Genomic DNA, 24,267 nt, shown 5'->3' with positions numbered 1-24,267 from the left:
CGCCAGCCGAGCTCTCCCGATGAGTGCTATCAGTAGGCTGAGCAACTGGTAATAACCTTACATACTTTCAGCAGGCTGAGCAACTACTAAGCGAACTTTTTAAGAAAAAAGACAATATTTCACCCTGAGGTGAACAACAGAGCATGACTAGGCATGCCAACCAATAACATGCCTAGTCATGTCATTTTTGACAGATGGAGGAAGAAAGTAACAGGGGGTTAGTTTTAAAGTAAATATTTTCCACATACGCGCCCTCAGCATAGGCAGCACCCCCAACCCAATCGGTGAATCGTCAAAACCTCTTGACAGGCACCCAAGAACAATCACATACTTGTGATACGTCAAGATTGCTTGACGCACCTAAGAAAGCGCCTAAGAAAGGAGGCCCCGTGCAGTCCAACGACCCGCGCATTACCGCCGTCCGCGCCGCTAACGAGCAGGTTAGCCAGGCAACCCGTGCGCTTGAGGACGCCGTGCAGGCGGCTCGCGCAGGCGGCGCCACCTGGCAGCTCATCGGCTCGGCTATCGGCGTGACTAAACAGGCTGCTGCCCAGCGCTTTTCAGAGACTGTCTACAACGCCCGGTCTCTCTCACAGATTCAGGTGGAACTGGAACAAGTCACCGAGGCCCTCTTCACCGCACTTGCCCACGAAGACATTGAGCATGTACACAGCCACATGACCTACACAACCGCCCGGTTACTGTCTAAACGCAAGATTCTGAAAACCTGGCAGCAGGTACTTGAGGCAGATGGCCCCTTTGTCGAAGTCAAGAAAACGGTAGTGGAGCAGACAGGCTCCGGCTTTACTCTCACCTACCGGCTGCGCCACGAACATGGAGAGCCGGTCGGCCAACTCTCTTTCAACTCAGCCCGCAAAGTAACAGGATTGGTGATCTTCAATGACGACTCGACGCCCCTCCCCTGGTAACAGCATCTACGCACCCCTCATCATGGTGGGACTGTGGGGTCTCCACGGTTGTATCACCTGGTATCTCAGCCATGAACTAGCCCTGGCCCTCTGGGCAGTTGGTCTCGTGGCTGTTGGAACAGTGCTTACTCAGTGGTTCCTGCGCCCCAAGGGGAGCCGCACGATGGTATGGCGACCTGGACTGTTTGCCGGGACCCTAACGTTCACCTGGGTTTTTTGGGCGATTCTCAATACCGTGTGGGATATGGAAGTCCAACACGCTATTGCTTGGCCACTCATTGGGTACCTCAGTACAAGTTACAGTGCACGAGAGGCATCAGCCCAGAGACGCAGGGCCCGCGACATCGGCGTCTAGCTCCTGCCTAGTCCTCCCCCAGCTCAGCTAACCGCGGGGCAGAGAGACGAGCAAGGACGTCCGCGTCCATACGGGCAGCACCCAGAGCGACCCGCCCCGCGCCGGTAAGCGGGGTACCCTCGCTCTGCCAGTGGGGGCGTGCCTGCTCCAGGTGCCCCGGTATCTCACCGCGGGCGTTGCAGATGCGCCACCAGGGCACACTCGACCCCCAGAGCGCGAGGGTGCGCCCCACCAGCCGGGGCGATTCGCCAGCGACCGCACCGACGTCACCGTAGGTAGCGACCTGCCCGGCGGGAACGCACTCAGCCACCCGTAAGATTCTCTCTACCCGTGCATCGTCCACGGGCCTTTAACCGTCAACCAGTACCAGGGACTCGCTGGTCACGGTGGCGGCGCCCATCTTCACCAGCTGGTCGATCAGCACAGCCAAATCTTCCATGGAGTCATCGACCTCGATCTGCACGGCGTAGGAGCCAGTCAGCACCGAAAGCAGCTGCATAATAGCTTCGCGGGCGCCGGGGTGCCCCACCCGGTAGCCAATGGTAATTTCGGTGGCATCATCTTCAGAGACGGGCATCTGACCAGCATCTACCTCGATGGGGCGGTAGCTCACAGCAAAGGCGATAATGTCGCCCTTCTTCCCGTTGGCCTGGGCACGCAGCACATCGTCGCGCAGCACGACGGCGCCTAGGGCTTCAGCCTCATCGGAGAGGAAGAGACGGTTAATGCGGCCTATGGGGAGGTCGGCAGGTTCGTCCCAGGTGTGCACGGCCCGGTAGAAGTCCCAGAAGCGCTGGGTCAGTTCCACTGACCCGGTGGCCAGGTCTTCGATGGCCTGGGTGATGCGTTCGGAGTCATCCTGGCACAGGGGTACGGACGGCACCGCCCCGGCTTCAATACGCACCATGCGCGAGCGCTGGGCAGCCTTGAAACCACGGGCTAAGGCAAAGGTAAGGCCTGTGGATTCTGGTTCCACGGTGGCGCGAAAAGCCGAAACGCCACGAGAAGATGAGGCGGCGGCGTCCTTCAAGGCCTCTAGGAGCAAGCTACCCAGGCCTGCCCGGCGATGCTCGGGGGCTACTTCGATGTAGGACCAGAGCCGGTTGGGGTGCAGGTCGGTCTCGTAAACGGTACCTGCGGCCACGGGAACGCCCTGGTGCTCGGCGACGAGGGTGCGGGAGAAGCGGGTGTCTGAGTCGGGCCCGAAGGACGAGCGGAAGGCGGCTACCTGCCGGTTTTCGGCATCGTGCCAGTATTCGAGCAGGGCTAGGGTGTCGCCCTCTCGCCAGAGGCGTAGGGTGTAGGTATTCTCGGCAGTGCTCACGGTGGTGCCTTTCGGGTAGCCGGTGGGGTGTACCCATCTACTTTAGCGCCCCTGCCTAAGTTGCGGGCGTCCGCGGGGTAAAAGGCGCGCACGCTGAGCGTGAACCGCCCGGGCCGCACCTTGATTTCACCAGCCCGTTACCGGCTAGACTTTAAGGGCTTAAAGTTTATTTGACTCTATTGTTTAGCGTGGTGTTATGACTTCTCCCCTTGCCCACAAGCCCACCCTCGTAGGTTCCCGCATTGAGCTGCGTCCCTTCGACGCCGAGGCCATTGATGCCATGATTGGTATTCTGCAGGAGCCGGAGGTTCTGATTAAGACCGGCACTGTTCATTCTCGTTCAACCGAGTCTCACCCTTTTGAGGAGGCGATGACCCGCGAGTGGTATTCCCGTCGCAATGAGAAGAAGAACCGTCTGGACCTGGCCGTTTTTGCCCTGGACCAGCAGAAGTATGTCGGTGAGGTTGTTTTCAATGAGTACGACCCTGATAATAATTCGGTGAATTACCGGATTGCGATTGGGCGGGCTGGCCAGAATAAGGGCTACGGCACTGAGGCCACGAAGATGATGGTGGATTACGGTTTTGAGACGCTGGGCCTGCACCGCATTGAGCTGGAGGTGCTGGATTTCAACGAACGCGCCAAGCATGTTTATACCTCCTGCGGTTTTGTAGCGGAAGGACGCCGCCGCGAGGCTTTTCTGATTGACGGCGAGTACCATGACGCGGTACTGAAAGCGGTGTTACGCAGTGACTGGGAGGCCGCCCGCTCGATGGCAGGCCACCTGACCCTCGACTTGAAGAGGGTAGAAATCTAGCGCCGAAGGTGCTGGAGGTATAGGAAAAGGACGGACGTGCGGAGAGCCTGCTGGCTCGGGGCTGGCGTGAATTGGGGTGAGCGCCCCAGCGCGAGCCCCAAGAGGGTCAGCAGGCGAACGCGCGTCCGTCCTTTTATGTACCTATAGATACACCTACTTAGTCAGCTTGGCTGCCAGGTAGGCGGTGACCTGGTCGAGTGAGACGCGTTCCTGGGTCATGGTGTCGCGTTCGCGGATGGTGACGGCCTGGTCTTCGAGGGTGTCGAAGTCGACGGTGATGCAGAAGGGGGTGCCGATTTCGTCCTGGCGGCGGTAGCGGCGGCCGATGGCGCCGGCGTCGTCGTAGTCGATGTTCCAGTTGCGGCGGAGTTCGTCGGCCAGGTTCTTGGCGGTGGGGACGAGGTCTTCCTTCTTAGATAGGGGCAAGACGGCTGCCTTGACGGGGGCCAGGCGCGGGTCTAGCTTGAGCACGGTGCGCTTGTCGACGCCGCCCTTGGTGTTGGGGGCTTCGTCTTCGACGTAGGAGTCGACGAGGAAGGCCATCATGGAGCGGGTCAGGCCGAAGGAGGGTTCGATGACGTAGGGGACGTAGCGTTCGCCGGTGCCCTGGTCGAAGTATTCGAGCTTGGCGTTGGAGTGTTCGTTGTGCACGCCGAGGTCGTAGTTGGTGCGGTTGGCGACGCCCATGAGTTCGCCCCATTCGGAGCCCTGGAAGCCGAAGCGGTATTCGAGGTCCATGGTGCCTGCGGAGTAGTGGGCGCGGTCGTCTTCGGGTACGTCGAATTTGCGCATGTTGTCGGGGTTGATGCCGAGGTCGACGAACCAGTTCCAGCAGTCTTCGATCCACTGGTCGTAGTACTTGGGGGCGTCGTCGGGGTGCACGAAGTATTCGATTTCCATCTGTTCGAACTCGCGGGTTCGGAAGATGAAGTTGCCGGGGGTGATTTCGTTGCGGAAGGCCTTGCCGATTTGGCCGATGCCGAAGGGCGGACGCTTGCGGGCGGCGGTGACGACGTTGTTGAAGTTGACGAAGATGCCCTGGGCGGTTTCGGGGCGCATGTAGTGCAGGCCTTCTTCGTTGTCGACGGGGCCGAGGTAGGTTTTCATGAGGCCGGAGAAGTTTTGGGGTTCGGTCCACTGGCCCTTGGTGCCGCACTTGGGGCAGACGATGTCGCCCATGCCGTTTTCGGGGGCGCGGCCCTTCTTGGCTTCGAAGGCTTCGATGAGGTGGTCCTGGCGGTGGCGGGAGTGGCAGGAGAGGCATTCAACGAGGGGGTCGGTGAAGGTTGCGACGTGGCCTGATGCTTCCCAGACTGCCTTGGGCAGGATGATGGAGGAGTCGAGGCCGACCATGTCTTCGCGGCCGCGTACGAAGGTCTGCCACCACTGCTGGCGGATGTTTTCTTTGAGTTCGGCACCGAGCGGGCCGTAGTCCCATGCTGAGCGGGATCCTCCGTAGATTTCACCTGCCTGGAAGACGAATCCGCGGCGCTTGGCCAGTGAAATAACGTTGTCGAGTTTGGACTTCGGTGCCATGGTTTTTGGTTTCTCCTATGAGCCTGCGCCACCGGTTGTGGCGTGCTTGGATGTAAAAAGAAAGTGGGCCGGGTGGCGCACTCGTCTTTAAGCCTACCGTACGTAGGGGTGCGAGTGTTGGCGCGGGTAGAGTGGTGGGTATGAGTATTGAGTCTGTTTTTATTCGTGATGAGATGATTCGCCTGGGCCAGTTTTTGAAGCTGGCTAACCTGGTGGAGAACGGGGTGCATGCCCGTGAGGTGATTCAGGACGGCCTGGTGAAGGTGAACGGTGAGATTTGTGAGCAGCGCGGCCGTCAGCTGCATGCCGGCGATACCGTTGAGCTGAACGGCGTGACCGTGCAGGTGGAGGTTGAATAACCTCTAGCTAAGCGAATCCCATATTGGTATTCTCGGGTTATGACAGTTCAGATTGCAGTCCGTTTACCCGATGATTTAGTGGCCTTTCTTGATCATGAGGTTGAGGAAGGCCAGGCTAGAAGCCGCGCTGAGATTGTTGCTGAGGCGCTTGAGCATGAGAGGCGACGCCGGGCGGCTTTAGTTGATGCAGCTATTCTGGCTTCTCTGGGCCCAGAGGATGACCTGGACGAGTTAGTGGACTGGGCCAGCAGCACGCCTTCGTCTCAGCAGTAGGCGTTGAATCGTGCGCGAAATTTGTTTAGTCCATCTCGATAAGACAAGGCCAGCGGTCATTTTGACGCGCGAGCCTACGCGGTTTGCGATGACTAAGGTGACCATCGCCCCTATCACCTCAACGATCAAGGGGCTATCGAGCGAGGTCTTACTAGGACCTGCTAACGGTCTTGACCGTGAGTGCGCTATTTCTGTGGATAACATCCTGACGGTCCGTCAGGACACCCTAGGGCGGACGATTGGTTACCTCACGGAGCCTCAGGAAAAACAGCTAGCCCAGGCAATTATTTTCGCGTTTGATCTGCGGGCTCCCCTAGCCCGTTAAAGGCGAGCCCGCAGTCCTTACACATCATTATTCGGCAAGCACTTTCTCATTGAGGAAGGCTGTGATGTGGGTGAGTTCTGCGGCGGCGACCCCGTGCCCGATGTTGGGGTAGGTCTGGGCGGTGAGAGCGGTGTGGCCGGCTACCCACTCCTGGGTGTAGGCAATTTTGTCGGGGGTGATGATGGGGTCAGCTTCGTCGCGCCCCCAGAAGAGGGGCAGGGGCTCGTCAACTAGCTGGGCGTCCTTGAAGTAGTGCTCCCCACCGGCCACGGCGTAGCCGGAGAGCCCTACCACGGCCTTGATGAGATCGGGGCGGGCACGGGCTACCGAGGTGGCAAGAGCCATGCCCTGGGAGAAGCCCAGCAGGGTCACGCTGTCGTAGTCGGCGGCGATGGGTTCGAGCCAGCCCAGCAGGTAGTCCACGGCTAGTTCGATTGCGGTGAAGCCTACGGTTTCAAGCTGCTGATTGAGGGGCCACCACTGGTAACCCATAGCGGAGCCTTCAACGTAGGCGGAGCCTGCGTCCGCCGGTAGCTGGTAGCCAACGGGCTGGGGCGCGCGGACGGACGCGTAGGTCACCTTCTCGCTCGGCAGATAGGGGGTGAGCCCCAGCAGGTCGCGTTCATGGGAGCCGTAGCCGTGCAGAAGGACAACCAGGTGGGTACCCCGGCGAAAGGGTTCTGCCTTTGAATATTCAACAGTGTACTGGTTCATAACCCCCAACTTACCACCGGCAGAGCCAGCCTAGGCCACTGCCCACAGGTGCTTGCGCCCCTGCGGTTTTGCTTCGTCGGCGGCGTCCTGGGTTTCGATGCTGGTAGCGAGAATTCTTTCGAGCTGTTCGTGCTCGATGAGGAAGCCGTCGTGGCCGCAGGGTGAGTGGATAACGGCTGGCTCTACGGGGTTGGGCAGGGAGGCTGCCAGGATGTGGGAGTCGGAGGGGAAGAAGAGGCGGTCGGAGTCGACGTAGGCGATGGTCCAGTTACAGGTGGTGCGGGCAAGGGCTTTTTCGAGGCCGCCGCGGTCGCGGCCGAGGTCGTGGGAGAGTAGGGCTTCGTTGATGGCCAGGTAGGAGCCTGCGTCGAAGCGGTTGGTGAGTTTGGTGCCGTGGTGGTCGAGGTAGTTTTCGACCTGGTAGCGGCCGCGTTCTGCGGAAACGGGGTGCAGGACGTTGTGGCCGTCTTGGGCGTCGCGGCCGAAGCGGAAGTGGAGTTCAGCGGCGGAGCGATAGGTGGTGTGGGCGATGCGGCGGGCCAGGGCCAGGCCGGTGACGGGGCCGGGGCCGGGGTAGTAGTCGCCGCCGGCGAAGGCGGGGTCTTGGCGGATCGCCAGGTTTTGCATGTGGCCCCAGGCGATTTGTTCGGCGGTGGCGGCGGGGCCGGAGGCGATGACGGCACAGGAGCGGACGAGCTCGGGGTAGGTGACGGCCCATTCGGCGGCGCGGGCACCGCCGAGGGAGCCGCCGATGACGTGGTGGAGGGAGGTAACGCCGAGCTGGTCGAGCAGGCGTTTTTCGGCGCGGACGCCGTCGCGGATGGTAACCAGGGGGAAGCGGGACCCCCAGGGCTTGCGGTCGGGGTCGATGCTGGCGGGGGCTGGTGAGGCGGGGCCGGTGGAGCCGTAGCAGCCGCCAAGCATGTTGGGTGAGATGACAAAGTATTTGTCGGTGTCGATGACGCGGCCGGGGCCGACGGCGGTGGGCCACCAGCCGGCGGCTTCGGCGGCCTCTCTGTCGTGCTCGCTGGCGTCCGCCCCTACGCGCCCTGCCGAGACGTGGGTGTCACCGGTCAGGGCGTGCAGGATCAAAATGGCGTTGTCGCCCGCCTCGTTGAGGGTTCCCCAGGTTTCGTAGCCGATGGTGACGTCGGGCAATACTGCCCCTGATTCGAGGGTCAGGTCGCCGACTTTGGCGTAGGTGAGGACGCCGTCGGTACGGGTGGGGGTGGTCTCAGCGGGGCGGGCGGTCGTCATTGAGCTACCTTTCCTTAGCGGATGGCGGTGAAGCCGAGTTCGAGGTCGGCGAGGATGTCGTCGATGTGTTCGATACCTACCGAGAGGCGGATGAAGGCGGGGTTGATGCCGATGGCTTCAAGCTCTTCGGTGGTGGACTGGCTGTGAGTAGTGGACGCCGGGTGTACGGCCAGCGAGCGCACGTCACCGATGTTGACCAGCAGGGAGTGGAGGGAGAGGGAGTCCACGAATTTCTGGGCGGTTTCGGCGTCGGCGTCCTTAAGGGTGAAGCCGAGGACGGCACCAGCACCCTTGGGCAGGTACTTTTGGGCCAGTTCGTAGTAGGGGGAATCGGGCAGGCCGGAGTAGGTGACCGATTCGACCTGGGGGTGGTCTTTGAGGAACTGGGCGACTTTGAGGGCGTTCTCTACGTGGCGTTCTACGCGCAGGGAGAGGGTTTCAAGGCCGATGGCGATGTTGAAGGCGTTGGTCGGTGAGATGGAGGAGCCGAGGTCGCGCAGTAGGGAGACGCGGGCTTTGAGGATGTAGGAGAGGTTGACTCCGAAGGCACCGTCCGCACCGAGGTCGCGGGCGTAGACCAGGCCGTGGTAGCTTTCGTCGGGCTGGTTGAAGAGGGGGTACTTGTCGGGGTAGGCGCCGTAGTCGAAGTTACCGGAGTCTACGATGACGCCGCCGACCGAGGTGCCGTGGCCACCCAGGTATTTGGTAGCGGAGTGGATGACCACGTCAGCGCCGTGCTTGATGGGGTTGAGCAGGTAGGGGGTGGCAATGGTGTTATCGACGATGAGGGGCACACCAACCTCGTGGGCTACACCCGAGATAGCTTCGATATCGAGGACGTCGCCGCGGGGGTTGGGCAGGGTTTCTGCGTAGAAGGCCTTGGTGTTCTCGCGGGCTGCTGCTCGCCAGGACTCGGGGTCGGCAGGATCGTCAACGAAGGTGGTTTCGATGCCGAGGTTCTTGAGGGTGTACTTGAGCAGGTTGAAGCTGCCGCCGTAGAGGGAGGGGGAGGCAACGATGTGGTCCCCGGCCCCGGCAATATTCAGGATTGCGAAGGTTGAGGCTGCCTGGCCGCTGGCCAGCAGCAGGGCACCGACGCCGCCTTCCAAGGCCGCGATGCGGTTTTCGACCGCTTCCTGGGTGGGGTTGTTGATGCGGGAGTAGATGGGGCCCAGCTCGGAGAGGGCGAAGCGGCCAGCTGCCTGGGCGGAGTCCTTGAAGACAAAGGACGTGGTCTGGTAGATAGGTAGGGCGCGAGCGCCGGTTGTCGGGTCGGGTTCCTGGCCCGCGTGAATCTGCTGGGTTTCGAACTTCCAGCCGGTGGGGTTTGAGGGGGTGGGAACGGTGTTCTCGGTGGTCATGCGGTTACTCCTCAATGAAGGTTTGTCTCAGTGTTTAGTTGAAACGGGCCGCATGCCGTATCTTCCGCCCGGGTAAGGAGGAAAAGAATCTGATGCCCTCACAGAAGATAGAGGCACATCGGTCCCGCGCTTGCGTACCTGGTTCTCGGTAGGTACGCCAGGTCTTCACCCAGGGCACCCCACCGCGAGTGGAGGGTTGCCGACCAGCTAGCTGGGGCTTAGCGCTGGTTCTCTTGACCTGTCTCTAGTCTGGCTGGCTCACCCGGGGAGCGTCAAGAAAGAGCTCTAAAGTTTCAGCATGTGTCCTTGTATTGCGTACGTTACGTTCTGTGAGCGTCATTTAGAATGGTGGGAAGCGAGTTTTTACGAAAGGGCTGATGATGTCTCTGACTCCTCCTCTTGCCAAGCGTGTACCCGTTGAGCGCACCCATCACGGTGATACTTTTGTTGATCACTATGAGTGGTTGCGCGATAAGGAAAGCGCCGAGGTTCTAGAGCATCTGCGCGCTGAGAACGCCTTTACCGAGGCGGTCACTGAAGATCAGCAGCCCCTTCGCGATGCTATTTTTGAAGAGATTAAGGGGCGCACCCAGCTGACCGACATGTCGGTACCTTCCCGCCGCGGGGCCTGGTGGTACTTTAACCGCACGGTTGCCGGTGAACAGTACCCGGTCATGTGCCGCGTCCCCGCCCTGACCGAGGGCAGCGTTGAAGAGCGCTACCAGCCGCCGGTCGTCCGCCCCGGTGAGCCGCTTGACGGTGAGCAGGTAGTGCTGGACTGTAACGAGTTCGCCCGCGATATGGCTTTCTTCTCGCTGGGTTCCTTTCAGGTCACCCGCGACGGTTCCCTGCTGACCTTCGGTGTGGACGATTCAGGCGATGAGCGCTACACCCAGTACTTCAAGAACCTCGATACCGGCGAGATTCTGGAGGAAAAGATTGAGGACGTCTTCGCTGGTGCTTTCTTTGCCTCCGGCGCTAAGCACCTGATCTACTCGGTAGCCGATGAGTCCTGGCGCCCCTACGAGGTGCGCGCCCACGCTATCGGCACCAGTTCGTCTGAAGATTTCGCCCTCTACCGCGAGGACGACAACGGGCTCTGGCTGGGGGCCGGCATGTCGTCCTCCCGCACCCACGTGGTCATTACCTCTTCAAACTCCGAGTATTCAGAGACCCGCATTATTAACATCCACGAGCTGGGTCAGCTAGAGCCCACGCTCATCATGAAGCGGGACGCCGGCATCGAGTACTCCACCGACATCATCGACGTGGAGGGCACCGGCTACCTGGTCATCGGCCATAACCACGAGGCTCCCAACGGCGAAATCGTGCTGGCTCCCCTGCGTGAGGAGTACGTACCCTTTGCCGACTTCAAGGCCAGCTGGATTCCCCTGGTGCCCCACCGCGCGGACGTCCGCCTAGAGGGTTTCAAGTTCTCCCGCAACCATCTTGTGCTCATGGCCCGTGAGAACACCACCGTTAAGGTATTCGTTGCCCCGCGTACCGCTCTCGCTGAGCAGGCAGCTTCTGCCCACCCCCAGGGTATTGACCTCTATGAGCCCGGCGGCTTCACCGAAGAGCTCTACACGTCAGCCTTCTCCGGTGTGAACATCATGTCCCCGGTTATCCGCCTAAACTACACCTCCTACCTCACCCCCAGCAGCGTCTACGACTACTTCCCCGATACCGACGACCTCGTACTGCGCCGCCGCACCCCCGTCATCGGCTACGAGCCCGAGAACTACACCGCCTACCGCATGTGGGCACCGGCAGCGGACGGAGCCATGATTCCGCTCTCCGTCATGCACCGCGCCGACCTCGATAAGTCGCGGGAAAACCCCCTGATTCAGTACGGCTACGGGTCCTATGAGTCCTCCATGGACCCCTATTTCTCCACCGCCCGCCTCAGCGTGCTGGACCGCGGCGTTATCTTCGTCGTTGCCCACATCCGCGGTGGCGGCGAAATGGGCCGCGCCTGGTACACCGAGGGCAAGAAGCTAGCCAAGAAAAACACCTTCACCGACTTCATCGACGCCACCGACTTCCTAGCCTCCCAGGCATGGGTGGACGCTGCCCGTATCGGTATCATGGGTGGCTCAGCCGGCGGCCTGCTCATGGGCGCCGTCGTCAACATGGCCCCCGAGAAATACGCGGCCTGCTTGGCCCAGGTCCCCTTCGTGGACGCCCTCACCACCATTCTCGACCCCAACCTGCCGCTCTCAGCCCTGGAATGGGAAGAGTGGGGCAACCCCATCACCGACAAGGAGGTCTACGACTACATGAAGTCCTACACCCCCTACGAAAACATCCGCCCCGTCAAGTACCCGGCCATCGCAGCTGTTACCTCCCTCAACGACACCCGCGTCTTCTACGTCGAACCGGCTAAGTGGGTAGCAGCCCTGCGCGAAACCATCGACCCGGCCTCCCCCACTCCCCTGCTCAAAATTGAGATGGACGGCGGCCACGGCGGCGGCTCAGGCCGCTACACCGCCTGGCGCGAAATCGCCTGGGACTACTCCTTCCTGCTCACCCACCTGGATGCCACTAGCGTCACGGAGTAAACCCGCCCATGCCCCCATCCGCCGATCTAGTAGATCTCACCCCGCGTGTCCCCCACGAAATCCTGCTCTCCCTGCTGAATAAGCCTCCCTACCGGGAAAAGTGGATGCGGCACGTGCAAAGACGCCGGGGTAACTCCATCAACCAACGAGCCGTAGCTACCTTCATCGCCTACGAGCTTTCTGACTACCTGGACCAGGACATCGACCCGGCCACCATCAAAGACCGGGTCTCGCGCGCCCTGAACGGCGAAGCGATTTCGGACGCCACCGCCCACATGTTCATCACGGCCTTCGAGTTCACCTCAGCCGAAGCCAGAGAACTGCAGCGGGCCCTCTCAGCCCACAGCCTCAGCCGCAAGCTCGCCCAGCGGGCAGAGACCCTCACCAGCGCCGAACGCACCATCGACACCCGCAACTACACCTCCCTCTCCACCCTGATGGACGGCCACATCGACCGATTCGGGTTCATGCGCCACTTCGTCGTCACCGAGATCATCCGCTCCGAAATCGACGAACTCACCCTCATCTCCCCCCGGTTCGAATCCACCGACTCTACCGTCACCCTCATCGAGGGCGGCGAGCTGGTCTCCATGAACGAGCACGAACACGCCCACATCCACCACCCGGAAAACACCATGTGGCAGCTCGCTATCAAGCCGCCTGCCCCCGTCCGCTACGGCCAGGTACACCAGATTCGCTACCGTATCGACCTCGACATCGACCCCATGCTACTGGAACAAGAAAAATGCAACTACGCCTCGCTGGGCCCCTTCACCCCGGCACGGTTCAACGTCTCCCTAACGCTCACTTTCGATGCGGAGCCCTCGAATATGGTTCAAAAAATTTGGTCCCACACCATGAAGAACGAAAGCCTGCTAGAAGTCGTTGAGCTCCCCTCCCAGCAGCGCTACTCCATGAGCTTCCCCATCGCCGAGGATACCGTTTTCGCCTACTTCTGGGATGCCGACTACGAGGGAGCCATCCGCCACTACCACGGGGATGACCCCGCCTGGCTCTCCCGCCTCACCCCCGCCGACCCCACCTCATAGCATGTCTACTACACCCCACTCAGACTCAACCACCCAGCTGGTCAGCGCCCTACTCCGCTCAGAGCTCTTGGAACCCTATGTGCGCGACACCTGGGAACGCTACATCCACCACGAAAAACTGGGCGAAGCCAACCCCTTCTCTATCAGGGCTATCGCCCGCGCCATCAGCGCCCACCAGCACACCGTCTACGGCCTAGAAATCCCGCCCCACAAGCACAAAGACCGGGTGCGCCGCGCTATTACCGGCGAGCACATCAGCAGCGAAACTATCGACCTATTCAGCGAAACCTTCGGCTTCGACGAACGCACCCAAAAAACCCTCCACAAGGCAGCCACTCAAGGTTTCGACGACTCAGAAACCGTCCAGTTCCTCCGCACCAACCCCCAGGTACTCACCTCAAGCTGCTACCTCGACATTCAGCTTGCCCCGGCTGCTCCCGGTGACTTTACCCTCAACGCCACCTACACCCTGCTCAGCCTCGAATCAGGCTGCTCAGCCTTCGTCTTTGCCCTGCCCCAGGGGCAAGAGCTCATCTGCACCAACCGCCATTTTTCGGTATCGCGCGTGAGTGAAGACCAGGACTGGGTCTTCACCCCCACCAGCTTCATCCCGCCCCTACAAACCTTTATGCTGCGTTTCAGCGTCCGCGGCACCGTCCACCCCCAGGCGGACGGCAGCTACCAGCTCCTTTTACCCTTCACCCACCGCAGCTACTCCGCAGCCATCAAGCTCACCACAGCAGGCAGCCCCCTAACTGTGAGCTTCACCGAGCAGGTCTCTGCCGGGCATTCCCCTATCACCACCAGCTGTGCTGAAACCGTCACCGACTACCTCTCCCACTTCTACCCCAGCCTCAAAGACACCACTCTTGCCCTCAACTGGGCCCCCGCTGTCTAAGGCCCTTTGTTTTCACCCAAAAATTTTTGCCGCACAGTAAAACTGCGATATAAGCGAGACGTGGGAGAACATAACCTAAAGGTGTAAGGTTTGGTGGATGTGGTAACCATCTTTCCTTACACTCGATTTTCTAACCGGTGTTCGAGACTCAGAGCTTCTGAAAAGAACATCCCGCCCCTGGTGCATGTTTTTCGCTCCTAGTTTCCCCCCCTCTGTGCTAGTGTGAGGGTCTCTCACCGTGTTAAATCGAGACCCTAGGTAGCTTCAGTGCGATTTTTGCTACCTAACCTAGCGGTCGGTTAGTTTTCCCTAGTGCGCCGACCGTTCACCGGGTAGAGCTCTTTACCCCAGAGCCCTACCCGCGGTGCAAAGTAATAAGGCGCCCCTCTTTCCCAGAGCGGGCGCCTTCTTTGTGCCCTTTCCCCCTCCAGGGCAAGAAAAACCGGGCGCCCTCCCACAGGGGAGAACGCCCAGTCAGTAGCTTGACCAGAGAAAAGGGGGTTAGCCCTCGACGCCCAGCTTTTCGAGAATCAGCTCGCGCACGCGTCCGGCATCTGCCTGACCGCGGGTAGCCTTCATAACCTGGCCGACGACGGCGCCAGCGGCCTGCACCTTACCGGCGCGAATCTTGTCGGCAACATCGGGCATAGCGGCCAGAGCCTCGTCGATAGCGGCAGTCAGAGCCGAATCGTCAGAAACAACGGCCAGGCCTCGCTTCTCAACGATTTCAGCAGGGGTGCCCTCGCCCTCAATGACGAAGCCCAGTACCTGACGGGCAATCTTATCGTTGATCTTCTTACCCTCAATCAGCTGGTTGAGCTCAACGATGGTAGCGGCGGTTGCACCGGTTTCGGTCAGCTCAACCTCGCGCTCCTTGGCAATACGGGCGATCTCGCCCATCCACCACTTACGAGCAACTGAGGCGGGAGCACCGGCGGCAACGGTCTCTTCAATGGCGTCCATAGCACCGGCGTTGACCACGTCGCGGAACTCTTCGTCCGAGAAGCCCCAGTCGGCCTTCAGACGGCGGCGGCGCTCGGCGGGAGGCTCGGGCAGCTCGGCGCGCAGGCGCTCAATCCACTCTTCGTCGGTGACGACCGGAACCAGGTCGGGCTCGGGGAAGTAGCGGTAGTCGTCGGCGTCAGACTTGGGGCGGCCGCTGGTGGTCTCGCGGGTGTCTTCGTGCCAGTGGCGGGTTTCCTGAACAACCTTCTCGCCAGCTTCGAGGACGGCCGCGTGACGCTGAATCTCGTAGCGTACTGCACGCTCGACCGAACGCAGGGAGTTGACGTTCTTGGTTTCTGAGCGGGTACCGAACTCGGTGGATCCCTTGGGCATGAGCGAGACGTTGGCGTCGCAGCGCACGTTACCGCGTTCCATGCGGGCGTCGGAGATACCCAGGTTCTTGACGATTTCGCGGATAGCAGCCACGTAGGCGCGGGCCAGCTCAGGGGCCTTATCGCCCGCACCCACGATGGGGCGGGTCACGATTTCAATCAGGGGAACACCGGCACGGTTGTAGTCGACCAGAGAGAAGTCTGCACCCTGAATACGGCCAGCGGTGCCGCCCTTATGGGTCAGCTTGCCAGCGTCTTCTTCCATGTGGGCACGCTCGATGTCTATGGTGAAGACGGTGCCGTCCTCCAGTTCAACGTCCAGGGACCCGTTGGCGGCGATGGGCTCGTCGTACTGGGAGGTCTGGAAGTTCTTGGGGGTATCGGGGTAGAAGTAGTTCTTGCGGGCAAAGTGGCTAACGGGCGCAATCTCGCAGCCCAGTGCCAGGCCCAGCTTGATAGCTGATTCAACAGCCTTACCGTTAACCACCGGCAGCACACCGGGCAGGCCCAGGGAGACGGGGGTGACGTTGGTGTTCGGGGTATCGCCAAACTCGTTAGGAGCGGCGTCGAACATCTTGGTCTTGGTGTTAAGTTCTACGTGAACCTCGAAGCCGAGTACGGGGTCGTACTTCTCCATGGCTTCTTCAAACGACAGGATTTCGTCAGACATTTACTTAGCTCCCTCGAAGTCAAAGTCACGGATCAGGGCGGCGGTGTCGGGCAGCTGCTCGTGCAGGTAGCCACCCCACTTAGCGGTCAGCAGGGCTTCCAGGCCAGCACCGGCGCGGTAGAGGCAGGCGTCCTCGTGGGCGGGGGCGGTGAACTGGATGCCGACGGGCAGGCCGTCCTCATCTGCCAGGCCACCGGGCAGGGACAGGGAGGGTACACCGGCCAGGTTGGTGGGTACGGTGGCGATATCGCCCTTGTACATGGCCATGGGGTCGCCCTTGGTCTTCTCCCCCAGCTTGTAGGCGGTGGTGGGCGCGGTGGGGCTGATCAGCACGTCTGCGACCTCAAATGCCTTGGCGTAGTCGCGCTGAATCAGGGTGCGTACCTTCTGGGCTGAGCCGTAGTAGGCGTCGTAGTAGCCGGCGGACAGGGCGTAGGTACCCAGGATGATGCGGCGCTTGGCTTCTGAGCCGAAGCCTGCGGCACGGGAGGCTGCCATGACGCGTTCGATGGTGACGTGGCCTTCTTCGGGCAGCTTACGCAGACCGAAGCGGACGCCGTCGTACTTGGCCAGGTTGGATGAGACCTCGGAGGACATAATCAGGTAGTAAGCCCCGATTGCTTCCTTGACGGAGGGCAGAGAGACCTCAACGATTTCTGCGCCAGCTTCCTTGAGCAGCTCCAGGGACTCGTTGAAGCGGGCCATAACGCCGGGCTGGAAGCCCTCGCCGGTCAGCTCCTTGATGACGCCGACGCGCAGGCCCTTGAGGCCACCTTCAGCGGCACCGGCGCGGGCGGCGTCCGCGTAGGCGGGCACGGGCTCGTTCAGGGAGGTGGAGTCCTTGGGGTCGTGACCGCCGATGACCTCGTGCAGCAGGGCGGTGTCGAGGACGGTGCGGGCACAGGGGCCGACCTGGTCCAGGGATGAGGCCATGGCAATGACGCCGTAGCGGGAGACCGAGCCGTAGGTGGGCTTGACGCCAACGGAGCCAGTGACGGCTGCGGGCTGGCGGATAGAGCCACCGGTATCGGTGCCCAGGGCCAAGGGGGCCTGGAAGGCAGCAACAGCTACAGCGGAGCCGCCGCCGGAGCCACCGGGAATGCGGTCCAGGGCCCAGGGGTTGCGAGTGACGCCGAACGCTGAGTGCTCGGTGGTGGAGCCCATGGCGAACTCGTCGAGGTTGGTCTTACCCAGAATGGGCATGCGGGCCTCGCGGATCTTCTGGGTGACGGTGCCGTCGTAGGGGCTCATCCAGCCCTCAAGCATACGGGAGGCGGCGGTGGTGGGCTGGCCCTTGGTGACAATGAGGTCTTTAACGGCGATGGGGACGCCTGCCAGGGCAGGGAGTTCCTTGCCGGCGGCGCGGTCTGCGTCTACAGCGGCAGCAACTTCCAGGGCCTCTTCAGCGTTGAGGTGCAGGAAGGCGTTGAGACCGCTCTTACCGGCTGCGCGGTTATCTGCGTCTAGGGGTTCGCCGTCGGTGGCGATGATATGGTCGATGTAGGCCTGGGTTGCCTCAACAGAGGTCAGTTCCCCTGCGGCCAGCTTGTCAGCAAGTTCTGCTGCGGAAAGTTTGATGATGTCGTTCATGCCCGCTCCTTAGTCTTCGTCCAGAATTGCCGGAACCTTGAACTTACCGTCTTCGGCATCGGGGGCACCCGAGAGAGCTTCTTCAGCCGTCAGGGTTTCGCCCACCACGTCGTCACGGAAGACGTTCTTGAGCGGGATGGGGTGGCTGGTTGCCGGAATATCGTCTGAGACGGCGTCTGAGACTGACTTGACGGATTCTACGATGACGTCGAGCTCAGCGGCCATAGCGGCCAGCTCTTCATCAGTCATCTCGATATGAGCCAGCATGGCAAGGTGTGCCACCTGCTCACTCGTAATAGCAGACATAATCACTTCCACGAGTTAGACATAGGTTTTCAGTCTCTATCTTAGCCCGCCGACGGTCATAACACGATTTAAAAAAGAATCGCCCCCTAGCCTATGCAGGCTAGGGGGCGACAGTGTGAGATCAGAAATCCGCTAGAGGTCTAAGAACCCGGTGGCCCTTACTTAGCGGGGATGGTCAGAACCCAACCGATTTCAATGACGTCGGCGTCCTGGATCAGGTCAGCGTTAGCTGCCAGTACTTCGTCCCAGCCGTTGAAGCCGTGAGCGTAAGCAATTTCTGACAGAGTGTCGCCAGCCTTGACGGTGTAGGTGTTAGCTGCGGGTGCTGCTTCGGCAACTACCTCTGCTGCGGGTGCAGTTTCAGCGGCGGGAGCTTCAACAACGGCAGGAGTTTCAACAACTGCGGGAGCTGCAGCAACTTCGGTTACCTCGGTTGCCTGAGGAGCAACGGTGGTGGTTGCAGCGGGGGCCTCAGCGACGGTTGCTGCTGCACCTGAGGTGCCGTAAGCGTAGAGGTTCAGCTTGGCAGCGCATGAGGGCCAGGCGCCCCAGCCCTGCATCTGAAGGAGGTTTTCAGCAACGCGGATCTGCTCTGCCTTTGAGGCAGCTGCGGGGTTGCCGGTGCCGCCTGCTGCTGCCCAAGAGGACAGTGAGAACTGCAGGCCACCGTAGTAGCCGTTGCCGGTGTTGATGGCCCAGTTGCCACCTGACTCGCACTGTGCGAGGGCGTCCCAAGCTTCGAGGGGAGCGGCGTTGGCTGCGGGGGTAGCGGCCAGGCTTGCTGCTGCTGCGCCACCGATTGCAAGTACTGCTGCTGAACGACGAATGTTGGAAGTCATGAAATGCTCCGTAAGGCCACCTTATGCTCTTCCCATCCCTGGGCTTCATCGCATTGCCGTCTACCCGTAATCGTTGAGTGGATTGTTTGAGGCTTTACCCTGTAGACGGCATCAGGTGTGCGGTAGAGCCCAGCATGCGCCCACAGCTTCCACTGTGAGCTATAGACCGTCGCACCTTTGGTTTGGCGGTCGTTTTTGATTCGTTGATAACGATAACGTAACGATTTCGGCTTTGCCAACCCATTTTTGAGACAGAACACTCCCCACGCCTGCCATAGAGACCCCCGTCACCCTACAGGGCAGCAGGTTTTAAAGACAGGCTTGTATCACCCTTAACACCGGGGCAAAGCGCATATTTCTGCGGGTTAAGAGGGGCACACACTACTCACCCAGCAGGAGCTTGTCTGTTTTTAAGGCAGGTTGCCGGACCCTTAAAAATTTCTTAAATTTTCTGCCGCTCTCCCGTGGCGAACAGGGGTTTAGGTCACAGATAGGTCACAGAATCTAGAGAATCCTGATACCTACCTGTGACTTAACCGCTAGGCGAGAGCGTCCGGCCCCTGCGCCAAAAGCAGCTCAAATCCCTCTTCATCCAGCACCATCACACCCAGCTGTTCAGCTTTATCGAGCTTAGAGCCAGCAGATTCACCGGCAACCAGATAGCTGGTCTTCTTCGACACCGATCCCGAGGCCTTTCCACCGCGCACAATGATGGCTTCTTTCGCGCTATCACGGGTGAAGCGGGCTAGGGTTCCGGTGACCACAATCGTCAAACCTTCAAGGGTGCGCTCAATCGAAGCGTCGCGTTCGTCCTCCATCCTCACGCCGGCAGCAGCCCAGCGGTCTACGATTTCACGATGCCAGTCTTCAGCAAACCATTCCTTGAGGGAGCTAGCAATGATGGAGCCCACGCCGTCAACGCCTGCCAGGCGTTCCTCGCTTGCTTCGCGAATTGCGTCCATCGACCCGAATTCGGTCGCCAGAGCCCGGGCTGCGGTAGGCCCGACATGCCGGATAGAGAGGGCGACCAGCACCCGCCACAGGGGCTGACTCTTGGCCTTTTCTAGCTGCTCGAAGAGCTTTTCGGTGTTCCGGGTGGGTGCGCTGGGTTTCTTTGCAGTCCCCCGGGTATAGAAGTAGGGCACCAACTCGGTCTTGCCCGTAGGCTCCCCCTTCACCTTTTTCTCGCGTTCAATCCGCACCTCAGCTAGGTCTTCAGCGGTGAGGTCAAAGAGGAAGGCCTCCGACAGCAGCGGAGCCTGCTCGGGTGCTGCCGGGTTAGTCAGGGCCTTAGCAGCCTCATAGCCCAGGGCCTCAATATCGAAGGCACCGCGCCCGGCCAGGTGGTTAACTCGTTCGGTGAGCTGGGCCGGGCAGGAACGGGCGTTGAGGCAGCGGATGTCTACGTCGCCGTCCTTAGCGGGCGCCAGAGGCTGACCGCAGGAGGGGCAGTCGGTGGGCATCACAAACTCCCGTTCGCTGCCATCGCGCAGGGCCACCACCGGCCCTACGATTTCGGGGATCACGTCACCGGCCTTCCGCAGCACCACAGTATCGCCGATTAAGACTCCCTTAGCCTTGACGACATCTTGGTTATGCAGGGTTGCCATTTCGACCGTAGAGCCAGCTACTTTCACAGGCTCCATCACACCAAAGGGAGTCACGCGGCCGGTGCGACCAACCCCTACCCGAATATCGAGCAGCTTAGTATTGACCTCTTCAGGCGGGTACTTGTAGGCCACGGCCCAGCGGGGCACGCGGGAGGTATAGCCCAGGCGCTCCTGGGTGGAAAAGTCATTGACCTTAATAACGATGCCGTCGATTTCGTGCACCAGGGAGTGGCGTTTTTCGCCGTAGGTTGCGATGAATTCAAGAATCTCTGAGCGGCTAGTGAGCAGCTGGGAGTAGGGGCTAACGGGCAGACCCCATTCCTGGAGCTGGGTGTAGGTCTCGAACTGGGTTGAAATATCCAGGCCGGTGCGGGACCCAATACCGTGCACGAACATGCTCAGGGGGCGCTCGGCGGTGAGGGCGGCGTCCTTCTGACGCAGGGAACCGGCCGCAGCGTTACGCGGGTTGGCGAAGGGGGCCTTGCCCTGCTCCACCATCTGCTCGTTGAGGGCCTTGAAGTCAGCCGATGAGATAAAGACTTCACCGCGAATTTCGATTTCTTCGGGGTGGTTGCTACCGGCGAGCTGGGTAGGAATCGAGGCGATAGTTAGGACGTTGTGGGTGACGTCTTCGCCGGTGGTTCCGTCACCGCGGGTGGCGGCCCGCACCAACTTGCCCTTGCGGTAAAGAAGATTGACTGCCAGGCCGTCGATTTTGAGTTCGGTCAGCCAGGCCGGGCGAGCGCCCGTCATCTCCTTAGCGTTGGCTTCGGCACGGTCTAGCCAGGCACCGAGCTCTTCAAGTGAGAAGACGTCTTCCAGGGAGTACATACGAGCCAGGTGGGTTACCGGGGCGAAAGCTGAGGAGGCTTCGCCACCGACCTCCTGGGTGGGTGAGTCGTTAGCAATGAGTTCGGGGTGCTGGGCCTCTAGCTTTTCGAGCTCACGGTAAAGGGCGTCGTAGTCGGCGTCCGAGATGGTGGGGGCGTCGTTGACGTAGTAGCTTTGGCGGGCTGCGCGCACACGGTCTACGAGCTGGGCGTAATGCTCCTTAACGTCGGCAGCTACGCCCTGGCCCTCGACCAGGTCACGGTCAACGCCGTGCACGGTTTCTTCTTCTACACCGGGAAGGTCTTTGTTTTCACTCACCCTATCTATTTTGCCCTATAACCTCCCCGGCTGAACTCTAGCCGTTGATGCCTCGGTGCAGTTCTTTTTCAGAGTGGAACTGTTCCTCTTCGGTAGTGGCGGTATGGGGGTAGTCGTAGCCGTCGATGTTGGCTACGATTTCGTGGGCGTCAGTCTCTGTGAGGGCCTTGAGCTCAGCTGCGCGGGCTTCGGCGTCCTCAAGGGTAATGGCATCAGCCACGATAACGGTGATGTTATCGCGCCCACCGGCGCGCAGGGCAGCCATCTGGAGCACGTCGGCAGCGTCCTGGGGGTGCTCAACAGTAGCAAGCACACGAGCCATATAGTTATGGGACAGTTCGCCTGATAGGCCGTCGGAGCACATCATCAGACGGTCGCCCTCTCGGGCTGGGATAACCCAGAAGTCTGGTTCCCAGTAGTTGCCGGTGCCCAGGGCACGGGTGATGACGTTGCGGCGAGGGTGGGTGAGCGCTTCGATAGCGGTGATTTGGCCAGTATCGACGAGGTACTGCACCTCAGAGTGGTCTACGGTGATTTGTTCCAGTTCGAGACCTTCAACCGGCCCGTTGGAGATAGAAAGGGCATCTTCGGTCTGGGCTTCTTCTGCTCGAACCAGACGGTAGGTACGGGAATCACCCACGTTGAAGATAAACCACATCTGCTGGTCCCCGATGTGGGTGAGCCAGACACCTGTGACGGTGGTGCCAGCCCGCAGGTCAAGGGCATTTTTGATGGCTTCGTCGGCCTCGCCAATGATTTCCTTGATTTTGTCCAGGGTTCTGAGAATCTGGCGGTTGAGGGCCGAGGTTTCTTTGCGGCGCTTGCGCAGGCGGCGTCCACCTGACTCCTCGCCGCTTGTTTCGCTGGCGACCTCCTGCCGGAAAGCGGCCTCTTCTTCTTCGGTCATACCGCCGGGGCGGGTAAACATCTGGGCGTAGGCTAGGGTGCGGGTGCACAAGCGGGAGGCGACTTCGCCCTTTTCATGCCCGCCCATGCCGTCAGCAACCACGCAGAGGGTTCCGGCAACGACCATGGAGTCTTCGTTGTTATCGCGGTACTGGCCTACGTCGGTTGACTTGCCCGCGTAGATAGTGAGATTGGGGGCAGTGGTCATTCGAAATCGATCTCCAGTTCATTACCTATGCCCGGGGTGATAGCCACGGGCCTAACATTGCCAAAGCCCCGAACGTTACGCACGCCCTGGGGTATGAGGACAAAACGCTTGTCATCTTCGAGAGCTTCAGCGGTAGAGGCGTCGGTGAGGACGACGCCGGGTTCGGTCAGCGCGACCAGGCGGGATGCCAGGTTGACGGTGGGGCCGTAGATGTCCCCCAGACGCGGTAGCACGCGTCCCCAGACAAAGGACACGCGGGCTTCAGGGAGCTGCGGGTCTTCACTGATGAGTTTTGAGAGGGTCAGAGCGATACGGGCACCGTCTTCGGGGGATTCAACCAGGTACATGACCTCATCCCCTACCGTTTTGATGATGCGACCCCCACCTACCGCGATTACCTCGGCGCAGCGCTGCTCGAAGCTCTTGACGAGGCGGGCTAGGTTGCGCTCGTTCATTTCACGAGAGAGCGAGGTGTAGGAAACAAGGTCAACGAATCCCACGCCCCGGGCTAGGGGCAGGTCGCTGTCTGCCAGGTCGGTGCTGCCCTCTTCATCGCGGAGGGCCAGACGCAAGATAGCCGAGTTGAGCATCCGACGGTAGCCGTAGACGGTGATATCTTCGAGGTCTTCAATCAGGCGCGGCAGGAGGCTGAGCAGTTCGCCGCGGGCTTCGGTGTCGGTCAGCCCGCCATTAATCACCATATCTTCCACTAGAGCTTCGACCTGCCAGACCACCATGCGGTCCATCATCTGCCCTACCGAACGGGTGAGTGATAGGGCGGCTTCTTCGGTGAGCTTACCCTCTTTAATAAGGGAAGTAACGGTGGTCAGGGCCTTGCTATCGGCATGGGTGAAATAGGCATCATCGTCGGTGAGGTTGGGCAAGCCCAGGGAGCGCCAAATCTTACGAGCGGTCAGCAGGGGCACGCCGGCTTCATCTGCTACCTCGCCGCGTTTCATGCTGCGATTTTCCCCTAGAAGAGCGCGTTCGAGCTCCAGCACGCCCTGCCGGGCTTCGTCGCTACGGTAGAGCTGGCTTTGCACGCGGTTATGGTGGTGCCTGCTCCGGTGGGGCGCGGTGCCGGCCTGTTCGGCGGGGTCGCTACCGGGTGCTGACTTCTCCACGGGGGTCTTCCTTCTCTATGTTTAGTGCTGCGTGGTTCTAGAGGTAATAGGGTCTAGGGCTGGCACGGCGAGTAGTTACCTACTTCAAGAATACCCAGTTACTGTGAGCTAGGCTACGAAATGTTCACCACCCGATAAGCGCCACCGCCTATTCTATGCCCGCCATCACCTTTTTTCGAACCCAAAGAACCTGTTTAGGCTTATCAGACAAATAATGTAGCTTTTACACCCGATACCGAGAAGAGTTCCCGCTCAGTAACGCTCGCTGAGCTTCCTGAATCTTCCCACTCAGGCGCTCAGGGTCCGGCGCTGCCCGCAGCACGTGTTGCACCCCGCGAGCATGAACGGTTAGAGCCGCAGCATTGGCCAGCCCCACCAGATGACGGTGCCCCACGCTTACCCCTTCTATCTGGTTCAGCGGAACACTGACGTCCTTACCTGAGCCCAAGCCCCGTCTAATCACTAAGCGGTGAGTAGTGAGTAGATAGCTGGTAGCCACCCACCGCAGCACCCCTCTAAGACCTAGCCAAGCCAGCCCTAGGGCAAAAGCCAAGGCTAGATAGCGCCAGCCCGGGGCCCCAACACCCAGGGCTGAGGCGAAGCTCCAAGCGGTCATGGCAAGAAAAAAATAAAGAAGGGGGCGCAACAAAAGCACCCCGTGGGCGCGCGTTGCGGCAAGGGTGTACTCTGCGGGATAAAGGTCGCCTCGTAGTTTCATCACTGGTGAGTTTATCGACGCTTCCTGAAGGTTCCCCGATATTCCGGCCTTA

Annotated in this window: 22 protein-coding genes and 1 riboswitch; of the genes, 8 read left to right on the top strand and 14 right to left on the bottom strand. The window is 60.5% G+C overall.

What is annotated here, in order from left to right; genetic code table 11:
- The first annotated feature begins 389 nt into the window (after positions 1-389).
- Positions 390-929 carry a DUF3887 domain-containing protein gene (locus L6758_RS06935; RefSeq protein WP_237218627.1) on the top strand — a complete coding sequence of 180 codons (540 nt, stop codon included), beginning with the start codon at positions 390-392 and terminating at the stop codon, positions 927-929.
- A 362-nt stretch (positions 930-1,291) separates the two neighbouring features.
- Here L6758_RS06935 and L6758_RS06930 read toward each other — a convergent pair whose 3' ends face one another.
- Complete coding sequence (locus L6758_RS06930) at positions 1,292-1,627, bottom strand: MGMT family protein (RefSeq protein ID WP_272879119.1); 336 nt, start codon at positions 1,625-1,627, stop codon at positions 1,292-1,294.
- 6 nt (positions 1,628-1,633) lie between these two features.
- Entirely contained in the window at positions 1,634-2,608 is a 975-nt protein-coding gene (locus L6758_RS06925) for a GNAT family N-acetyltransferase (RefSeq protein WP_237218625.1), read from the bottom strand.
- Positions 2,609-2,804: 196 nt separating this feature from the next.
- Here L6758_RS06925 and L6758_RS06920 point away from each other — a divergent pair, with 196 nt between their 5' ends.
- Entirely contained in the window at positions 2,805-3,425 is a 621-nt protein-coding gene (locus tag L6758_RS06920; RefSeq protein ID WP_237198630.1) for a GNAT family N-acetyltransferase, read from the top strand.
- A 153-nt stretch (positions 3,426-3,578) separates the two neighbouring features.
- Here the strand turns inward: L6758_RS06920 and L6758_RS06915 are convergent, their stop codons facing one another.
- Positions 3,579-4,961 carry a glycine--tRNA ligase gene (locus L6758_RS06915; RefSeq protein WP_237218624.1) on the bottom strand — a complete coding sequence of 461 codons (1,383 nt, stop codon included), beginning with the start codon at positions 4,959-4,961 and terminating at the stop codon, positions 3,579-3,581.
- A 140-nt stretch (positions 4,962-5,101) separates the two neighbouring features.
- Here L6758_RS06915 and L6758_RS06910 point away from each other — a divergent pair, with 140 nt between their 5' ends.
- The 3 genes from L6758_RS06910 to L6758_RS06900 are packed head-to-tail and all read left to right on the top strand — an operon-like array spanning position 5,102 to position 5,918.
- On the top strand, positions 5,102-5,320 hold the full coding sequence (locus L6758_RS06910; RefSeq protein ID WP_237206731.1) for an RNA-binding S4 domain-containing protein: 219 nt from the start codon (positions 5,102-5,104) through the stop codon (positions 5,318-5,320).
- 39 nt (positions 5,321-5,359) lie between these two features.
- Entirely contained in the window at positions 5,360-5,593 is a 234-nt protein-coding gene (locus tag L6758_RS06905) for a ribbon-helix-helix domain-containing protein (RefSeq protein WP_272878323.1), read from the top strand.
- 10 nt (positions 5,594-5,603) lie between these two features.
- On the top strand, positions 5,604-5,918 hold the full coding sequence (locus tag L6758_RS06900) for a type II toxin-antitoxin system PemK/MazF family toxin (RefSeq protein WP_272878324.1): 315 nt from the start codon (positions 5,604-5,606) through the stop codon (positions 5,916-5,918).
- 27 nt (positions 5,919-5,945) lie between these two features.
- On the opposite strand, the gene L6758_RS06895 is transcribed toward L6758_RS06900, so the two are convergent.
- Genes L6758_RS06895 through L6758_RS06885 form a run of 3 tightly spaced genes read right to left on the bottom strand, consistent with a single transcriptional unit; the run spans position 5,946 to position 9,250 of the window.
- Complete coding sequence (locus L6758_RS06895) at positions 5,946-6,632, bottom strand: alpha/beta hydrolase (protein WP_237218623.1); 687 nt, start codon at positions 6,630-6,632, stop codon at positions 5,946-5,948.
- Positions 6,633-6,662: 30 nt separating this feature from the next.
- Positions 6,663-7,889, bottom strand: coding sequence for a homoserine O-acetyltransferase MetX (gene metX, locus L6758_RS06890; RefSeq protein ID WP_237218622.1), 1,227 nt, complete (start codon positions 7,887-7,889; stop codon positions 6,663-6,665).
- Positions 7,890-7,903: 14 nt separating this feature from the next.
- On the bottom strand, positions 7,904-9,250 hold the full coding sequence (locus tag L6758_RS06885; protein WP_237218621.1) for an O-acetylhomoserine aminocarboxypropyltransferase/cysteine synthase family protein: 1,347 nt from the start codon (positions 9,248-9,250) through the stop codon (positions 7,904-7,906).
- A 121-nt stretch (positions 9,251-9,371) separates the two neighbouring features.
- Positions 9,372-9,489, bottom strand: a riboswitch (SAM riboswitch).
- Between the two features lie 138 nt (positions 9,490-9,627).
- Here L6758_RS06885 and L6758_RS06880 point away from each other — a divergent pair.
- The 3 genes from L6758_RS06880 to L6758_RS06870 are packed head-to-tail and all read left to right on the top strand — an operon-like array spanning position 9,628 to position 13,758.
- Positions 9,628-11,811 (top strand): S9 family peptidase, encoded by a 2,184-nt coding sequence (locus tag L6758_RS06880; protein WP_237218620.1) that lies wholly within the window; start codon positions 9,628-9,630, stop codon positions 11,809-11,811.
- Positions 11,812-11,819: 8 nt separating this feature from the next.
- Positions 11,820-12,860 carry a hypothetical protein gene (locus tag L6758_RS06875; RefSeq protein ID WP_237218619.1) on the top strand — a complete coding sequence of 347 codons (1,041 nt, stop codon included), beginning with the start codon at positions 11,820-11,822 and terminating at the stop codon, positions 12,858-12,860.
- 1 nt (position 12,861) lies between these two features.
- Positions 12,862-13,758: a hypothetical protein gene (locus L6758_RS06870; RefSeq protein ID WP_237218618.1), complete on the top strand. Its 897-nt coding sequence runs from the start codon at positions 12,862-12,864 to the stop codon at positions 13,756-13,758.
- A gap of 501 nt (positions 13,759-14,259) precedes the next feature.
- Here L6758_RS06870 and gatB read toward each other — a convergent pair.
- The 8 genes from gatB to L6758_RS11100 form a co-directional block, all read right to left on the bottom strand.
- On the bottom strand, positions 14,260-15,765 hold the full coding sequence (gene gatB, locus L6758_RS06865) for an Asp-tRNA(Asn)/Glu-tRNA(Gln) amidotransferase subunit GatB (RefSeq protein ID WP_237187310.1): 1,506 nt from the start codon (positions 15,763-15,765) through the stop codon (positions 14,260-14,262).
- Positions 15,766-17,355 (bottom strand): Asp-tRNA(Asn)/Glu-tRNA(Gln) amidotransferase subunit GatA, encoded by a 1,590-nt coding sequence (gatA, locus tag L6758_RS06860; protein WP_237218617.1) that lies wholly within the window; start codon positions 17,353-17,355, stop codon positions 15,766-15,768.
- A gap of 9 nt (positions 17,356-17,364) precedes the next feature.
- Positions 17,365-17,661, bottom strand: coding sequence for an Asp-tRNA(Asn)/Glu-tRNA(Gln) amidotransferase subunit GatC (gene gatC, locus L6758_RS06855; protein ID WP_083093415.1), 297 nt, complete (start codon positions 17,659-17,661; stop codon positions 17,365-17,367).
- A gap of 158 nt (positions 17,662-17,819) precedes the next feature.
- The gene (locus tag L6758_RS06850) at positions 17,820-18,500 is read right to left on the bottom strand and encodes a transglycosylase family protein (protein ID WP_237218616.1); all 681 of its coding nucleotides are present in this window, start codon (positions 18,498-18,500) and stop codon (positions 17,820-17,822) included.
- A 539-nt stretch (positions 18,501-19,039) separates the two neighbouring features.
- Positions 19,040-21,196: an NAD-dependent DNA ligase LigA gene (gene ligA, locus L6758_RS06845; protein WP_423817198.1), complete on the bottom strand. Its 2,157-nt coding sequence runs from the start codon at positions 21,194-21,196 to the stop codon at positions 19,040-19,042.
- A 100-nt stretch (positions 21,197-21,296) separates the two neighbouring features.
- Entirely contained in the window at positions 21,297-22,373 is a 1,077-nt protein-coding gene (locus L6758_RS06840) for a PP2C family protein-serine/threonine phosphatase (RefSeq protein WP_336603555.1), read from the bottom strand.
- Positions 22,370-23,497 carry an adenylate/guanylate cyclase domain-containing protein gene (locus tag L6758_RS06835; RefSeq protein WP_423817197.1) on the bottom strand — a complete coding sequence of 376 codons (1,128 nt, stop codon included), beginning with the start codon at positions 23,495-23,497 and terminating at the stop codon, positions 22,370-22,372. The genes L6758_RS06840 and L6758_RS06835 overlap by 4 nt, the downstream gene beginning before the upstream one ends.
- A 223-nt stretch (positions 23,498-23,720) precedes the next feature.
- Positions 23,721-24,113 (bottom strand): PH domain-containing protein, encoded by a 393-nt coding sequence (locus tag L6758_RS11100; protein WP_369126957.1) that lies wholly within the window; start codon positions 24,111-24,113, stop codon positions 23,721-23,723.
- Positions 24,114-24,267 lie beyond the last annotated feature (154 nt).

Source organism: Rothia nasimurium (genome assembly GCF_928382285.1).
Classification (GTDB): Bacteria; Actinomycetota; Actinomycetes; order Actinomycetales; family Micrococcaceae; genus Rothia; species Rothia nasimurium_E.
Note: the sequence above shows the minus strand (reverse complement) of the source record. Positions and strands in the feature narration are given on the sequence as shown.

Coding starts and splice junctions, on each gene's coding strand:
- L6758_RS06920 (WP_237198630.1), top strand. CDS start 2,805: ATGACTTCTCCCCTTGCCCACAAGCCCACCCTCGTAGGTTCCCGCATT.
- L6758_RS06915 (WP_237218624.1), bottom strand. CDS start 4,961: ATGGCACCGAAGTCCAAACTCGACAACGTTATTTCACTGGCCAAGCGC.
- L6758_RS06910 (WP_237206731.1), top strand. CDS start 5,102: ATGAGTATTGAGTCTGTTTTTATTCGTGATGAGATGATTCGCCTGGGC.
- L6758_RS06905 (WP_272878323.1), top strand. CDS start 5,360: ATGACAGTTCAGATTGCAGTCCGTTTACCCGATGATTTAGTGGCCTTT.
- L6758_RS06895 (WP_237218623.1), bottom strand. CDS start 6,632: ATGAACCAGTACACTGTTGAATATTCAAAGGCAGAACCCTTTCGCCGG.
- metX (WP_237218622.1), bottom strand. CDS start 7,889: ATGACGACCGCCCGCCCCGCTGAGACCACCCCCACCCGTACCGACGGC.
- L6758_RS06885 (WP_237218621.1), bottom strand. CDS start 9,250: ATGACCACCGAGAACACCGTTCCCACCCCCTCAAACCCCACCGGCTGG.
- L6758_RS06880 (WP_237218620.1), top strand. CDS start 9,628: ATGATGTCTCTGACTCCTCCTCTTGCCAAGCGTGTACCCGTTGAGCGC.
- L6758_RS06875 (WP_237218619.1), top strand. CDS start 11,820: ATGCCCCCATCCGCCGATCTAGTAGATCTCACCCCGCGTGTCCCCCAC.
- L6758_RS06870 (WP_237218618.1), top strand. CDS start 12,862: ATGTCTACTACACCCCACTCAGACTCAACCACCCAGCTGGTCAGCGCC.
- gatB (WP_237187310.1), bottom strand. CDS start 15,765: ATGTCTGACGAAATCCTGTCGTTTGAAGAAGCCATGGAGAAGTACGAC.
- gatA (WP_237218617.1), bottom strand. CDS start 17,355: ATGAACGACATCATCAAACTTTCCGCAGCAGAACTTGCTGACAAGCTG.
- gatC (WP_083093415.1), bottom strand. CDS start 17,661: ATGTCTGCTATTACGAGTGAGCAGGTGGCACACCTTGCCATGCTGGCT.
- L6758_RS06850 (WP_237218616.1), bottom strand. CDS start 18,500: ATGACTTCCAACATTCGTCGTTCAGCAGCAGTACTTGCAATCGGTGGC.
- L6758_RS06840 (WP_336603555.1), bottom strand. CDS start 22,373: ATGACCACTGCCCCCAATCTCACTATCTACGCGGGCAAGTCAACCGAC.
- L6758_RS11100 (WP_369126957.1), bottom strand. CDS start 24,113: ATGACCGCTTGGAGCTTCGCCTCAGCCCTGGGTGTTGGGGCCCCGGGC.